The sequence below is a fragment of the Streptomyces sp. SID12501 genome (assembly GCF_010550245.1).
Lineage (GTDB): Bacteria > Actinomycetota > Actinomycetes > Streptomycetales > Streptomycetaceae > Streptomyces.
Window position 1 is genome coordinate 140,536 of sequence record NZ_JAAGLU010000022.1, and the last position, 13,850, is coordinate 154,385.

Annotated in this window: 11 protein-coding genes; 3 read left to right on the forward strand and 8 right to left on the reverse strand. The window is 71.6% G+C overall.

What is annotated here, in order from left to right; genetic code table 11:
• Positions 1–90 precede the first annotated feature (90 nt).
• On the forward strand, positions 91–867 hold the full coding sequence (locus tag G3I71_RS26205) for a molybdopterin-dependent oxidoreductase (RefSeq protein WP_164317913.1): 777 nt from the start codon (positions 91–93) through the stop codon (positions 865–867).
• Positions 851–1,477 (forward strand): cytochrome b/b6 domain-containing protein, encoded by a 627-nt coding sequence (locus tag G3I71_RS26210; RefSeq protein ID WP_164317915.1) that lies wholly within the window; start codon positions 851–853, stop codon positions 1,475–1,477. The genes G3I71_RS26205 and G3I71_RS26210 overlap by 17 nt, the downstream gene beginning before the upstream one ends.
• 232 nt (positions 1,478–1,709) lie before the next feature.
• Here G3I71_RS26210 and G3I71_RS26215 read toward each other — a convergent pair whose 3' ends face one another.
• Genes G3I71_RS26215 through G3I71_RS26230 form a run of 4 tightly spaced genes read right to left on the reverse strand, consistent with a single transcriptional unit; the run spans position 1,710 to position 5,587 of the window.
• Positions 1,710–2,738 (reverse strand): L-idonate 5-dehydrogenase, encoded by a 1,029-nt coding sequence (locus tag G3I71_RS26215; protein ID WP_164317917.1) that lies wholly within the window; start codon positions 2,736–2,738, stop codon positions 1,710–1,712.
• A gap of 49 nt (positions 2,739–2,787) precedes the next feature.
• Positions 2,788–3,564: an SDR family oxidoreductase gene (locus G3I71_RS26220; protein ID WP_164317919.1), complete on the reverse strand. Its 777-nt coding sequence runs from the start codon at positions 3,562–3,564 to the stop codon at positions 2,788–2,790.
• A gap of 10 nt (positions 3,565–3,574) precedes the next feature.
• Positions 3,575–4,972 carry a gluconate:H+ symporter gene (locus G3I71_RS26225; RefSeq protein WP_164317922.1) on the reverse strand — a complete coding sequence of 466 codons (1,398 nt, stop codon included), beginning with the start codon at positions 4,970–4,972 and terminating at the stop codon, positions 3,575–3,577.
• A 45-nt stretch (positions 4,973–5,017) separates the two neighbouring features.
• A complete protein-coding gene (locus G3I71_RS26230) occupies positions 5,018–5,587 on the reverse strand; it encodes a gluconokinase (RefSeq protein WP_164317924.1) in 570 nt (189 codons plus the stop codon).
• A gap of 96 nt (positions 5,588–5,683) precedes the next feature.
• On the opposite strand from G3I71_RS26230, the gene G3I71_RS26235 reads away from it, so the two are divergent.
• Entirely contained in the window at positions 5,684–6,385 is a 702-nt protein-coding gene (locus G3I71_RS26235; RefSeq protein WP_164317926.1) for a FadR/GntR family transcriptional regulator, read from the forward strand.
• Here G3I71_RS26235 and G3I71_RS26240 read toward each other — a convergent pair.
• The 4 genes from G3I71_RS26240 to G3I71_RS26255 form a co-directional block, all read right to left on the reverse strand.
• The gene (locus tag G3I71_RS26240; protein ID WP_203731395.1) at positions 6,382–6,843 is read right to left on the reverse strand and encodes a YchJ family protein; all 462 of its coding nucleotides are present in this window, start codon (positions 6,841–6,843) and stop codon (positions 6,382–6,384) included. The two genes, G3I71_RS26235 and G3I71_RS26240, sit on opposite strands and share 4 nt — an antisense overlap.
• A 31-nt stretch (positions 6,844–6,874) precedes the next feature.
• On the reverse strand, positions 6,875–8,278 hold the full coding sequence (locus G3I71_RS26245) for a M1 family metallopeptidase (RefSeq protein ID WP_164317930.1): 1,404 nt from the start codon (positions 8,276–8,278) through the stop codon (positions 6,875–6,877).
• A 92-nt stretch (positions 8,279–8,370) separates the two neighbouring features.
• Complete coding sequence (locus G3I71_RS26250) at positions 8,371–12,246, reverse strand: Pls/PosA family non-ribosomal peptide synthetase (RefSeq protein ID WP_164317932.1); 3,876 nt, start codon at positions 12,244–12,246, stop codon at positions 8,371–8,373.
• A 272-nt stretch (positions 12,247–12,518) separates the two neighbouring features.
• A complete protein-coding gene (locus tag G3I71_RS26255) occupies positions 12,519–13,760 on the reverse strand; it encodes an RICIN domain-containing protein (RefSeq protein WP_239149356.1) in 1,242 nt (413 codons plus the stop codon).
• Between the last annotated feature and the right edge of the window lie 90 nt (positions 13,761–13,850).

Genomic DNA, 13,850 nt, shown 5'->3' on the forward strand with positions numbered 1-13,850 from the left:
CCTGAGAAGACGGTGAGAAGCGGTTACGGAAGTCTGACGCGCACCCGCGATCCCTGGCTCGACAGGGGTCGCGGGTGTTCGAATGGACAGGTGAACTCCGAACGACCCGAAGAACCGGAAGAACCTGAACGACCCGAACGCCCCGACGAAGCCGAAGGGCGGGACCGGGGTACGCCCATCGGCCGCCGGGTCCTGCTCGGCACCCTCGGTCTGGGCGCTCTCGGCGTGGTGGCCGCGCCCACCCTCCAGCGCGGCATGGAGTCCTTCCTCGCCGGTGCGGCGGAGAAGGACCCGACCGGTCTGACCGGCCTTCTCCCGAACGGCGGCGGCTTCCGCTACTACTCGGTGACGTCCTCCGTACCCCACAAGGACGCGGAGAACTACCAGCTGAAGATCGACGGTCTCGTCGACAGGCCGGTCACCTACACCCTGGCCGACCTGCGGGCGATGCCCCAGACCAGGATGGTCAAGGACGTGCAGTGCGTCACGGGCTGGCGGGTACCCGGCACGCCCTTCGAAGGGGTGCGGCTGTCCCGGCTCCTGGACGCGGCGGGAGTGCGCTCCTCGGCCGGGGCGGTGCGCTTCACCTGCTTCGACGGCGCCTACACCGAGAGCCTCACCCTCGACCAGGCCCGCCGCGCCGACGTCCTGGTCGCGCTGCGCATGCAGGACAAGAACCTGAGCCACAGCCACGGCGGCCCGGTCCGCCTCTACGTCGCTCCCATGTACTTCTACAAGTCGGCCAAGTGGCTCTCCGGCATCACGGTCACCGAGAACGTACGGGCCGGTTACTGGGAGAACCGCGGCTACGACATCGACGCCTGGGTCGGCAAATCGAACGGACGCGACGATGAGCCTACGAGCTGACGCCCCGGCGCCCTCCGCCACCGAGGTACGCCGCTTCGGCCGCTCCCAGAAGTGGGTGCACCGCGCGACGGCCGCCCTGATGGGCGTGTGCGTGGTGACGGCGGCCTGTCTGTACATTCCCGTGTTCGCCGAGCTGGTAGGCCGCCGCGAACTGGTGGTCCGCGTCCACGAATGGGCGGGCCTCGCCCTGCCGGTACCCCTCCTGGCCGGCCTTGCCTCCCGCGCCCTCCGCGCGGACCTGGGCCACCTCAACCGCTTCGGCCCGCACGACCGGGTCTGGCTGCGCGCGGCCCTACGACGAGACAAGCGCACCACCTCGCGCCCGGCGGCCAAGTTCAACGCGGGCCAGAAGATCTACGCGTCCTGGATCGCGGGCGCCACGCTGGTCATGCTCGGCACGGGCCTGCTCATGTGGTTCACCCACCTCACCCCGTTGATGTGGCGCACCAGCGCGACCTTCGTCCACGACTGGCTGGCGCTCACCATCGGCATCGTCCTGGCCGGCCACATCGGCATGGCCCTGGGCGACCCGGAGGCCCGCCGAGGCCTCAGGACGGGCTCGGTGAGCAAGAGATGGGCGGACACCGAGCACCCCTTGTGGCGCCCCTGAACCGACGGTGCGGCGCCGGGTGCTCCAGAGGGGCGCGGGGCTGTGCCGATCCGAGGCTCACCCGCGTGGGCGACATCAGCCTCAACGGACCTTTGGCAGGGGCGCGAGGAACTGCGCGACCAGCCACGACGGACCCGCAGACAACGGACCCGCAGACAACGGACCCGCAGACAACGCACGCACAGACAACGCACGCACAGACAACCCCCCGCCCTCACCAGCGGAGCGCCCCTCACACACCCCCGAAGTCAAGCAGCACCTTGCACGACCTCCCCCGGTCCGCCGCCAACGCGAACGCCGACTCCGCCTCCTCGACCGGGACCACCGCACTGACCAGCCCGTCGAGCGTCGGCGCGGCCGCCAGCAGGGTCAGTGCGTCGTCGAACTCCGTGTCGAAGCGGAAGGCGCCCCGCAGTTCGATCTCCCGCGTGACGACGAGGTTGCCCGCGAAGGGGCTGGGGCCGGGCGGCAGCAGACCGAGCTGCACGACGACCCCGCCCCGGCGCACCAGGCGAAGGCAGGTGTCGAGACCGGCGGCCACCCCCGACGCCTCGACGGCCACGTCCACCTCGGCCGGCCACCCGGGATCGCCGGGATCGTCCGCCCGTACGACCGAGTCGGCGCCCGCGACCGCCGCGTACCGCAGGGCCTGCGGGAGCAGGTCCGTGACCGTCACCCGGGCCGCGCCGGCCGCCTTCGCCGCCGCGACGACCAGGCACCCGATGGGACCGGCACCGGTGACGAGGACGTGCCTGCCGGACAGGTCCCCGGCCCGGCGGACGGCGTGCAGGGCGACCGAGAGGGGTTCGGCCAGGGCCGCAAGATGCAGCGGCAGGCCTGCCGGTACGGGCCTCAACTGGTCGGCGGGGACGACCAGTCGAGCAGCGAAGCCGCCCTGGACGTGGGGTGTGCGGGCGGCGCTGCCGAGGTAGCGCGTGTCCCGGCAGACGTTGCGCCGGCCGGACACGCACTCCGGACACGCGCCGCACGGGGTTGCCGGGTGTACCGCAACCTCCGTACCCACAGCGGGACCTGACGAGTCGTCACCGTAGGAGACGACCGTCCCCACGACCTCGTGGCCCAGCACCATCGGTTCCTTGAGGCGGAAGTCGCCGACCCCGCCGTGCCGCCAGTAGTGCAGGTCCGAGCCGCAGACCCCGCCGTACCGGACGGCCACCAGTGCCTGACCGGGCCCGGGGGACGGCACCGGCAGCTCGTCGACCCGCAGGTCGCCCTCGCCATGGATCACGCAACCGAGCATCGGGAGAACCCCTTTCGTGTCAGCTTCCGTGTCAGCTTTCGGGTCCGCGTCACAGGACGCTGGTCATGCCGCCGTCGACGTACAGAACCTGTCCGCCGACGAAGTCCGCCGCCGGGGAGGCGAGGAACAGCAGCCCGCCCACCAGATCCTCCGTACGCCCCCATCGCCCGGCCGGAGTCCGTTTGCGCACCCAGGCGCTGAACTCCGGGTCGTCGACCAGGGGTTGGGTGAGTTCGGTTTCGATGTAGCCGGGGCCGAGGGCGTTGACCTGGACTCCGTGCGGGCCCCAGTCCGCGCACATGCCCTTGGTGAGCATCTTCAGCGCGCCCTTGGTGGCGGTGTAGGGCGCGATGCCCGGGCGGGCCACCTCGCTCTGCACCGAGCAGATGTTGATGATCTTGCCGTGGCCGCGTTCCGTCATCCGCCGGGCCGCCTCCCGGCCCACGAGGAACGCGCTGGTGAGGTTGGTGTCGAGGATGCGGTGCCAGTCGGAGTCGGTGAACTCCAGCAGCGGGGCCCGCAGTTGCATGCCCGCGTTGTTGACCAGGATGTCGAGCGGGCCGACCCGCTCCTCGATATCCGCGATCCCGGCGGCGACCGAGGGGCCGTCGGTGACGTCGAAGGCGGCGGTGCGGATCTCCCCGGGGAGCTCTGCGGCGGCCTTGGTGAGCCGGTCGCCGTCGCGCCCGTTGAGGACGACCGTGCAGCCCGCCTCCGCCAGCCCCCGGGCCAGGGCGAATCCGATGCCCCGGCTGGACCCGGTGACCAGGGCCGTACGCCCGCTGATGTCGAACAGAGGGTGACTCGTTCCCGTACGTCCAGACATTCCCGTACTCCTAGATCACGAGTGACAGCAGCAGGACCAGGCCGCCCGCGACCACGGAGATGATCGTCTCCATGACCGACCAGGTCTTGAGGGTCTGGCCGACGTTCAGGCCGAAGTACTCCTTGACCAGCCAGAATCCGGCGTCGTTGACATGACTGAAGAAGAGGGAGCCGGCGCCGATGGCCAGGACGAGCAGGGCCGCGTGGGTCGTCGACATGTCGGCCGCGAGCGGGGCCACGAGGCCGGCCGCGGAGACCGTGGCGACCGTCGCCGAACCCGTCGCCAGCCGGATCGCCACCGCGATCAGCCAGGCCAGCAGCAGGGCCGGGATCGACCAGTCCTCGGAGATGTCGAGGACCATCTTGCCGACCCCGGAGTCGATCAGCGTCTGCTTGAAGCCGCCGCCCGCGCCGACGATCAGCAGGATGCCCGCGATGGGCGCCAGGCCCGTCTCGACGATCCGGGAGATGCGTTCCTTGGTGAACTCGGCCGGGCGGCCCAGGGTGAAGATGCCCACGAGGACGGCGGCGAGCAGGGCGATCAGCGGGGAGCCGGCCACGTCGAAGACGCGCTGCACCATGTTCGTGGGGTCGTCGATGATGATGTCGACCAGCGCCTTGGACAGCATCAGGACGACGGGGAGCAGGATGGTGGCGAGGGTGGCGCCGAAGCCCGGACGCTTCTCCAGGTCCTCGGAGGGGCGCTCAGGGATCATTCGGTCGGGGGCGGACACGTCGACCCAGCGGGCGGCGACCCGCGAGAACAGCGGGCCGGCGATGATCACCGTCGGGATGGCGACCAGGACACCGAGTGCCAGGGTCACGCCGAGGTTGGCGCCGACCGCGTCGATCGCGATCAGCGGGCCGGGGTGCGGCGGGACCAGGCCGTGCATCACGGACAGGCCCGCGAGCGCCGGGATGCCGATGCGCATCAGGGAGTAGTTGCCGCGCTTGGCGACCATCAGGACGACCGGGATCAGCAGCACGACGCCGACCTCGAAGAACAGGGGCAGGCCGATCACCGAGGCGATCAGGACCATCGCCCACGGCATCGTCCGGCCCGACGCCCGCGCCAGGATCGTGTCGACGATCTGGTCGGCGCCGCCGGAGTCGGCGAGCAGCTTGCCGAGGATCGCGCCCAGGGCGATCAGGACGCCCACGCCGGCCACCGTCGAGCCGAGCCCGGTGGTGAAGCTGGCGATGGCCTTGTCGAGCGGCGCGCCCGCGAAGGCGCCCAGGGCGAGCGAGCCGATGGTCAGGGCCAGGAAGGCGTGCAGCTTGAACTTGGTGATCAGCAGGACGATGAGCGTGATGCCCGCGAGTACGGCGACGCCCAACTGGGCATGGCCGGCCGAGGTGATCGGCTCGACGGTGTCCGCTGCCAGCATCTCGACGCTGAGTCTGGTCACGGTGGTTCCCTTGCTTCTGGGGAGGGACTGTCGGGGGAGATGGGGCTACTGCGAAGGTGCGGGTTTCCCAGGCGCCTCGGGACCGTCCGGACCGCGCGGGCCCGCCGGCTCACCGAGCGCCGCCACGGCGCGGGCGGTGATCTCCTCGGGGGTGCCGGAGACGCTCACCGCGATGCCCGCCTCGTCCGCTTCGAGAGGCTGGAGGGTGGCGAACTGGGAGTCGAGCAGCGCCGTCGGCATGAAGTGGCCCTGCCGGTGCGCCATCCGGTCCTCGATGAGCGCCCGGTCACCGGCGAGGTGCACGAAGACGACGTCGGGTGCGGCGGCCCGCAGCCGGTCCCGGTACGACCGCTTCAGCGCCGAGCAGCTCACCACTCCGCCGAGTCCGGCCCGGCCGTGTGCCCACGCGCCGATGGCGTCCAGCCAGGGCCGGCGGTCGTCGTCGGTCAGGGGGGTCCCGGCCGTCATCTTGTCGATGTTGGCCGGGGGGTGGAAGTCGTCGGCCTCGGCGTACGGAACGCCGAGCCGTGCCGCGAGCAGGGGACCGATGGTGGTCTTCCCCGTGCCCGAGACGCCCATGACCACGACCACGTGGGGGGTACGCGTCTTCTGCATGAACGCAATGAAACGCATTAGGTAAGACAAATTCAAGCCCTCCGTATGAATAAGTCTGACTTTTTAAGAGTGTGACGCGCCCCGTACGCTGAGTGCATGAGCACACCCGGCCGAGGGCTGCACGGCCATGTACTGGACACCCTCGGACCCGCGATCACCGCGGGCGAGTACCCGCCGGGCAGCGTTCTGCGCACGGACGAACTGGCCCAGCGCTTCGACGTGTCACGCTCGGTGATGCGGGAGGCGGTCCGGGTCCTGGAGTCGATGCACCTGGTCGAGTCCCGCCGCCGGGTCGGCGTCACGGTCCGTCCCAGGGTCGAGTGGAACGTCTACGACCCGCAGGTCATCCGCTGGCGTCTGGCGGGCGCCGACCGCCCGCAGCAACTGCGCTCCCTCACCGTGCTGCGCTCCGCGATCGAACCGGTCGCCGCGGGCCTGGCCGCCAAGTTCGCCACCGCCGAGCAGTGCGCGCGGCTCACGGAGTGCGCGCTGGGCATGGTGGCCAACTCGCGCGGCCATCAGCTGGAGGGCTACCTGGTCCACGACGTGGCCTTCCACCGGGTGATCCTGGAGGCCTCGGGCAACGAGATGTTCGCCCGCCTCGGCGACGTCGTCGCGGAGGTCCTGGCGGGCCGCACCCACCACGAGGTCATGTTCGAGGACCCCGACCCGGCCGCCGTCACCCTGCATGTACAGGTCGCTGAGGCGGTCCGCGAGGGCGACGGCGAACGGGCCGAGCGGCTCACCCGGGAGATCGCGGTCGGGGCCCTTCAGGAACTGGACATCCTCGCGCCCTAGCCGGTCCGGCCGCTCTGTACGCCCTGTTCGCTCTGGCTGACGTCCCCGTCGACGTACACCCATGCCCCGTCGACCCGCTCGAACCGGCTCCGCTCCTCCAGCGAACCGCCCCGGTAGGAGGCCCGGAAGGTCACGGTTCCGGTGGTGTGGAACGCCGTGCCGTCGCCTGTTTCGATGATCTCCAGGCCCGTCCACAGCATCCCGGGGTCGAACCCGACGCCGGCGGGGCGGGTGCGCGGGTGCCAGGTGCGCAGGAGGTAGGGCTCGTCCCGCCGCGCGAAGGCGCTGTAGCGGGAGCGCATCAGGGCTTCGGCGGTGGGCGCCGCGGCCTCACCCCGGTGGAACCGGCCGCAGCACTTCTCGTACGTCTCCGTCTTCGCGAGACCGCACGGACACGCGGAGCTCTGAACAGGGATGGAGGGGCGTTGCCGCCGGGGATGCGGAGTACGTCGGGACATGCCCGCCATTCTCGCGCACCGTACCTACCCGCTACGCGGTGGACGGCGGATAGGAGGGCCGGGCAGGCACCCGCGGTCCGCCCCCCTTGACCGGCGGCGGCCCCTGCGTCCTCGGTGCGGGCAACGCGGGCAGCGCCCCCTCGTAGAGCCACGCGGCGAGCAGCTCGTCCAACGGCTCCGTCGCGAACCGCCCCACATACGACGTGAACGTGGCCGTACTCACCGACCCGCCCCGATGCAGCGCGACCCACCCCCGCAGCATCCGGAAGAACGCCTCGTCGCCCAGCGCGCACCGCACCGCGTGCACGGTGAGCCCGCCGCGCTGGTACAGCCGGTCGTCGAACATCAGCTTGCGGCCGGGATCGGCGAGCCGCAGATCCTGTGGCCGCCCGGACAGCAACCGATGGGCCACCGCGGCGAGTTGCTGCGCGCTGCGCCCGCCGGAGCGCTCGGACCACAGCCACTCCGCGTACTTGGCGAACCCCTCGTTCAGCCAGATGTGCCGCCAGTCCGCGATGGACACGCTGTTGCCGAACCACTGGTGGGCCAGCTCGTGCGCGACGAGCCGTTCCGAACTCCGGGCGCCGTCCACGTGGTTGGCACCGAACAGCGACAACCCCTGTGCCTCCACGGGCACATCGAGTTCCTCCTCGGTCACCACGACCGCGTACTCACCGAACGGATACGGCCCGAACAGCTCCTCGAAGAGCTCCATCATGGCGGGCTGGCGCGCGAAGTCCCGGGAGAACTCAGGGAGCAACTCCGCCGGAATATGCCCGTGTTGGGGCACCCCGCCAAGACCCGGGTCACCGAGCAGGACGGTCTGGTACTTCCCGATCGACAGCCCGACGAGATAACTCGACGTCGGCGCGGACTGCTCGTACACCCACGTGGTCGTAGAAGCCTTCGTCGTCCTCGTCAACAGCCGTCCGCCCGCCACCACCGAGTACGCGGAGGGCGTCGTGATCGAGATCTGGTAGGACGCCTTGTCGGCGGGCCGGTCGTTGCACGGGTACCAGGAGGGTGCCCCGACCGGCTGACTCGCCACCAGCGCCCCGTCCTCCAGCTCCTCCCAGCCGATCCCGCCCCAGGGGCTGCTGACCGGCTTGGGGTTGCCCGCCCAGTGCACCTCGACGGTGAACGCGGCCCCGGTCCGCAGCGGCTTCGCGGGGCGGATGCGCAGCCGGCCGCCCCGGTGCGTGTAGTGCGCGGCCTTGCCGTCGACCCGCACCCGGCCGATCTTGAAGTCGCCCAGGTTCAGCTGGAATTCGGCGAGCGAGGACCGGCCCGCTATGGCGTTGATGCGGGCCGTGCCCGCCAACCGGTTCGGGCCGGGGCGGTAGTCCAGCGCGAGTTCGTACCGGTGCACCCGGTAACGGGGATCACCGTTGGCCGGGAAGTACGGGTCCGAGCCCACTGTCTGCTGAACGCTCACTGCTGAGTCTGCTCCCTGCGCTGTGCTCGTACGAGGTGCCGGAGATGAACCCACCCCCGCTCCGGTACCCGAACGAGCCGCGCCCACTGTTTTCAGGAACGCCATGACTCGATCGGGTTGCCCAGCCAGCGGGTGTCGTCGGGAACGGACTCCGCCGCCATGACCAGCGACGCGGGACCCAGAGTGGACCGGGCCCCGACCGTGGAACCGGGCAGGACGATCCCGCCAGGACCCAGCGTCGCGCCCTCACGGAGGACCACAGTATCCGTCCGCAAGATCCGGTCGTGGAAGAGGTGTGTCTGCAGCACGCATCCCCGGTTCACGGTGGCCGCGTCCCCCAGGGTCACCAGGTCGGTCTCGGGCAGCCAGTAGCTCTCCACCCAGACCCCCTTGCCGATGCGCGCGCCGAGTCCGCGCAGCCACGCCGACATCACCGGCGTACCCGGCACGGAACCCACGAGCCACGGCACGGCGACGACCTCGACGAAGGTGTCCGCCAGCTCGTTGCGCCACACGAACCCGCTCCACAGCGGATGCTCTCCGGCCCGGTGGCGCCCCACGAGCGCCCACTTGGCGACGATGGACAGCACACAGGCGAGGGCCCCGACACCGAGCAGCACGAGCCCGCCCGCCAGCCAGAACCATCCACCGAGCACACTGAACGCGGCGACCGTCAGCACGGCCAGCCCCGCCGAGCAGAACACCGGCACGATCCGGAACAGCTCCACCACCGCCCGCGCCCACAGCAGATGCGCGGGCGGGTCGTACGTACGGCTCTGGTCGCCGCCGCTCGCCGACCGGGGCAGTTTCATCGGCGGCAGGCCCAGGTAGGAGCTGCCCTTCTTGGCCTTCTTCGGCGTGGCCGAGAGGACCCCGACCAGCCCGCCGTCGGGCACCGACCGGCCCGGCGCGGTCATCCCGGAGTTGCCCAGGAAGGCCCGCCGCCCGATCTCGGCCCGCCCGATCCGCAGCCAGCCGCCGCCGAGCTCGTACGGCGCGGTCAGGGTGTCGTCGGCCAGGAAGGCGCCCTCGCCGACGGTCGTCAGGCTCGGCAGCGCCAGCACGGTCGACACCTCGGCGCCGCGCCCGATCCGCATCCCCAGCAGCCGCAGCCACACCGGCGTGATCAGCCCGGCGTAGAGCGGGAACAGGGTCTCGCGGGAGCGGTCCATGAGCTGGGTGACCGTCCAGGCCTGCCAGCCGATGCGACTGTGCGTGGGATGCGTACCCTCGCGCAGGCCCAGACTCAGCAGCCGTACGGCGATCAGGAGCATCAGCGCGTACGCGAGGCCGAACGCCAGGGTGGCCGGCACCAGCGCGAGCGCGATGCCCCGCAGAGCGGTCCCGAGCCCGGCGTCCGGGTCGACGAACAGGCCCGTGACCAGCAGCGCGACCGCACCCGCCAGCAGCGGCAGCGCACTCAGCGCGAACCCGGCGACGCCGTACATCGCCCCCCAGGCCCGCCCGCGCCGCGGACGTTCCTTGGGCCAGTTCCGCTTGGCCTTGCCGAGCTTTACGGCCGGAGCGCCGGCCCACCGCTGCCCGGTCGGCACCGTCCCGACGACCGCCGAACCCGGCGCCACCTCGGCCCGCTTGCCGACCCGCGCCCCCGGGAAGAGCAGGCTGCGCGTCCCGACGACAGCGCCGGCACCCACCTTGACCTGCCCGATCTCCAGCCGGTCCCCGTCCAGCCAGTGCCCCGAAAGGTCCACCTCGGACTCGACGGCGGCCCCACGTCCCAGCTTGAGCATCCCGGTGACCGGGGGCAGCGAGTGCAGATCGACGTCCGCGCCGACCTTGCCGCCCAGCGCCCGCGCGTACCGCTCCAGCCACCCGCCGGTCAGCGAGGTCGCCCCGCTGAACTCGGCGAGCCGTTCGGCGGTCCACAACCGCAGATGCACACTGCCGCCGCGCGGATACCGCCCGGGCTTCACGCCCCGCAGCAGCAGCCGCGCCCCACCGGCCGCGAGGGCGAGCCGCCCGGGCGGGGAGAAGAGCACGGCGGCCCCGGCGGCCACCGCCCACCACGACGTGGTGGGCGCCCACGGATAGGCGCCGAACAGGTGCAGTACGTTCGCGGCGGCGGCCAGCGCGACCGCCCACCGGAGCCCGAGCAGCGTGAACAGTGGAAGCAGCACCAGAAGCTGAACGACCTTGGCGCGCAGGGGAACCGGCGCGATGACCCGTCCGCCGGTGTCGTCCTGTGAGGACTCCTCCAGGTGCCGGGCGAGCTTGCGGAGCACGGGCTGCTGGTAGATGTCGAGGACGGCGGCGCTCGGGTAGCGCGTCCGCAGCCGTGTGGTCAGCTGGGCGGCGCCGAGACTGCTGCCGCCGATCGCGAAGAAGTCGTCGTCCGCGCTGCCCACGGGGATGCCGAGGACCTCGCTCCACTGCTCGGCGACCCAGGCCTCGGTGCCGTACAGCACGGCGGCAGGGCCGGTCTCCAGCCCCTCCAGGGGCCACGGCAGGGCGTTGCGGTCGACCTTGCCGGACGTGCGTGTCGGCAGCTCGGCGACCGGCGCGAGCATCGGTACCAGTGCGGCGGGCAGCTCGGCGCGCAGCCGCTCCACGGCGGCGGCCTGGTCCCAGCCCTCCTGCGTCACGACATAGCCGACGAGCAGCTGGTTGCCGCTCCGGGCGGTCCGTACGGCGGCTGCGGCACCGGCGACCCCGGGCAGCCCCTGGAGCGCCGAGTCGACCTCGCCCAGCTCGATACGGCGTCCGCCGAGCTTGATCTGCTCGTCGGCCCGCCCGAGGAAGATCAGCCCCTCCGGCTCGGCCTTGACGAGGTCACCGCTGCGATAGGCCCGCTCCCAGCCGAGGGATTCGAGCGGAGCGTACTTCTCGGCGTCCTTCTCGGCGTCGAGATACCGGGCGAGCCCGACCCCACCGATCACGAGTTGCCCACTGGCGCCCATGGCGACGGGCTCCCCGGCCTCGTCGACGACGGCGAGCTCCCAGCCGTTCAGGGGCAGCCCGATCCGAATGGGCTCCTCCCCGGTCATCAGGGAGGCACAGGCGACGACGGTGGCCTCGGTGGGCCCGTAGGTGTTCCACACCTCGCGCCCCTCCGTCACCAGCCGCTGCACCAGCTCGGGCGGGCAGGCCTCCCCGCCGAAGATCAGCAGCCGTACGTCGTTGAGGGTCTCGGGCTCCCACAGCGCGGCCAGCGTGGGCACGGTGGAGACGACGGAGATCTCCTGCTCGACCAGCCAGGGCCCCAGATCGGCCCCGCTGCGCACCTGGGAGCGCGGTACGGGCACCAGGCAGGCCCCGTAGCGCCAGGCCAGCCACATCTCCTCGCAGGAGGCGTCGAAGGCCACGGAGAGCCCCGCCATGACCCGGTCGCCGGGCCCCACGGGGTCGTCGGTGAGGAACAGCGCGGCCTCGGCGTCCACGAAGGCGGCGGCGCTGCGATGGCTGACGGCGACGCCCTTGGGCTTCCCGGTGGAGCCGGAGGTGAAGATGATCCAGGCGTCGTGCTCGACCCCGGGCCGCCGCGCGGGCAGCTCGCTGCGGGCGCCGGGAACGGTGATCTCGTATCCGGCGCCGACGACGGCCCGCACGTCAGCTTCCCCGAACACCAGCTCGGCCCGCTCGTCCGGGTCCTCGGCGTCCACGGGAACGTAGGCGGCACCGGCGGCGAGGACGGCCAGGATGGCGACGTACAGCTCGTTGGTGCCGGACGGAACCCGGACCCCGACGCGGTCCCCGAGCCCGACCCCGGCGGCGCTCAGGCGGCGCCGTACGGCCTCGACCTCGACGGCCAGCGCCCGGTAGGTGAGCGCGGTGGTGCCGTCGTCGAGGGCCGGCTCGTTCGGGTACGAACGTACGGTGGCGTCGAAAACGTCGACGAGAGTGCGCGGCGAGGCGGCGGGCCCCGCGGAGAAACGTGCCTTGTCGCCGAACCGCTCGCGGATCTCTTCTTCGAGCAGACCGAGAGCACTGCTCTCGTGTGTGGCTGCCATCAGTCCTCGCGTCTCGTTCCCGGGAAACCTCCGGGTCGCTGGCGGGGCCCGCAGGTATGCCTGGGGTTGTCCGGCTCCAGCTACGTTCCGTAACAAGCCGGAAATTTTAGTACGAGCCTAGGCTCGCGCCAGTACGCATGCCAGGTGAGAGCGCCGCACGGGGGGTGCGCCGGGCGTGCCGGAGCCGTCGCCGACGCCCTGACCTGGTGATCTTCGGGGGCGTGCGGACGGACGAGATATCGCCCACACACCACGAAAAACGGGCCAACAGGTCAGCGGGCGGACCATTTCTGGTTGTCCTGGCCGTTGCACGTCCACAGCTGGAGCCGGGTGCCGTTGCCGGTCTTCTGGTCCTTCACATCGACACACTTGTCGGCCTGCGGATTGACCAGGTCGTGGGGCCCGGCGAGGATGAACTGCTGGGCCGGGTTGCCGCTGCACTTGGCGAGCTGGATGACCGCGCCGTTCGCGCTGGAGCCCCAGGCGACATCCATGCACAGGCCCATGGCGCGCACGGTGCCGTCGGACTTGAAAATCCACTTCTGCTGTGCCTTGCCGTTGCACGACCAGATCTCCAGCGGGGCGCCGTCCTTGGCCTTGTCGCCGACGATGTCGATGCACTTGTTGGACGCGTGGCTGAAGATGATCGCGCCGGGGACGACGACCGGGGTCGTGTCGGTCTTGGTGCCGCCACTGGTGCTGCTGTTGCTGCTCGAACTGCTGCCACTGGTCGTGCTCTTGGAGCCGGAACCCGAGCTGCTGCTCTTCGAACCCGAGGAGTTCTTGGTGGGGCTGGAGGCCGCGCCCTGACCCTTGCTTCCGGTGCTGCCCGTGTTCGCGGCCGCGCCGGCGCCCCCCGCAGCGCCGCCCGCCGCGCCCTTGCCGCCAGTGGTCGCGGGCCTCTGCGAGGCCGTCTTCGACGGCGACGGCCGGGCCGCGTTCGGCTTGGGGTCCGCCGACTCGAAGGCGCCCGGAGCCACCCCGCCCAGCGAGTCGCCCAGCACGGTGTCCGCGGTGCTGCCCCCGGCGGCGGTACGGGCCGCGGTGTCGTCGCTGTTGCGGGCGTTGATCAGGAACGGCACGGACACGAGGAGCGCGCCCGCGATGGCCGCGGCGGCCAGGATGGCTCTGGACGGGCGGCCGGGGTGGCCGTCCTGCGCGGTGGCGGCGGAGTTGCCGTCGGAGTCGTCGCCGAGGGTGACGACGTCGGGCACGGCGACAGCACCCGCCGCGTCGGCGCCGGCCGGGCTCTCGCCCTCCGACCGGGACCGCGCCTCCGCCTGTGACGCCGACTCCGGCTGCGACTCCGGGTCAGGTTCGGACTCGGGGTCCGGCTGTGGCTCCGGGGAGGAGACCGCTTCCGGTGCCGGCTCGGCCACGGGTTCTGTCACGGGTGGGGCAACGGCCGTGGAGAGGGGCGCTGTCGGGGTCGGGTCCGGCGTCTGAGCGGCGGCACCGGCGTCCGGCTCGGCGGCTGCGGACTGCCCTCGGGGGGCGTTCTGTGCGGCGGTCATGACGTCCTCCTGGCGGAGCGGCAGTGGGGGGCGGGGCCCACCGGGTACGGGGTCACTGAGTACTGGGTCACCGAGTGCCGGGGCACTGGG

What these genes read in the sequence shown, in the direction of transcription:
- G3I71_RS26210 (WP_164317915.1), top strand. Translation starts at nt 851, where the DNA reads ATGAGCCTACGAGCTGACGCCCCGGCGCCCTCCGCCACCGAGGTACGC.
- G3I71_RS26215 (WP_164317917.1), bottom strand. Translation starts at nt 2,738, where the DNA reads ATGCTCGGTTGCGTGATCCATGGCGAGGGCGACCTGCGGGTCGACGAG.
- G3I71_RS26220 (WP_164317919.1), bottom strand. Translation starts at nt 3,564, where the DNA reads ATGTCTGGACGTACGGGAACGAGTCACCCTCTGTTCGACATCAGCGGG.
- G3I71_RS26230 (WP_164317924.1), bottom strand. Translation starts at nt 5,587, where the DNA reads ATGCAGAAGACGCGTACCCCCCACGTGGTCGTGGTCATGGGCGTCTCG.
- G3I71_RS26235 (WP_164317926.1), top strand. Translation starts at nt 5,684, where the DNA reads ATGAGCACACCCGGCCGAGGGCTGCACGGCCATGTACTGGACACCCTC.
- G3I71_RS26240 (WP_203731395.1), bottom strand. Translation starts at nt 6,843, where the DNA reads ATGTCCCGACGTACTCCGCATCCCCGGCGGCAACGCCCCTCCATCCCT.
- G3I71_RS26250 (WP_164317932.1), bottom strand. Translation starts at nt 12,246, where the DNA reads ATGGCAGCCACACACGAGAGCAGTGCTCTCGGTCTGCTCGAAGAAGAG.
- G3I71_RS26255 (WP_239149356.1), bottom strand. Translation starts at nt 13,760, where the DNA reads ATGACCGCCGCACAGAACGCCCCCCGAGGGCAGTCCGCAGCCGCCGAG.